General features: G+C 57.9%; 1 protein-coding gene. It reads left to right on the forward strand.

Features of this window, described 5'->3' with window-relative positions:
- Positions 1-150: 150 nt before the first annotated feature.
- Positions 151-399: MFS transporter (locus tag D7V77_RS42920; protein ID WP_120581792.1), on the forward strand; the 249-nt coding region annotated here is incomplete at its 3' end.

Raw genomic sequence — 399 nt, forward strand, 5'->3', positions numbered from 1 at the left:
ATCCTATACTCAGCCACGTTGCGCAACACAAACCAATCAAATCGACTCAGGAGGTCGTTTCGGTGGGCGAAGGCGGGAGGATCGGCGTCAAGACCGGCCTCCCAGCCCGCTTCTCGAAAGGGCTTTCCGAGCTACCAGGAGACACGCGTAATGGAAACCGCAAGCCAGGCCCCGGCCATGGCGCTAACGGAGACGAAGAGCTCTGTGCGCTGGAAGATTTTCTTGATGATGTTGATGCTGATTTCCATCAACTACGTCGACCGCGCATCGTTGTCAGTCGCGATGCCGCTGATCGCGAAGGAATTCAACATCGGCCCCGCGGTGCAAGGCTTACTGCTGAGTTCGTTTTTTCTGACGTACGCGCTCATGCAGATCCCAGGCGGCATGCTGGCCGACCGG

This window comes from Corallococcus sp. CA041A, assembly GCF_003612075.1.
Lineage (GTDB): Bacteria > Myxococcota > Myxococcia > Myxococcales > Myxococcaceae > Corallococcus > Corallococcus exiguus.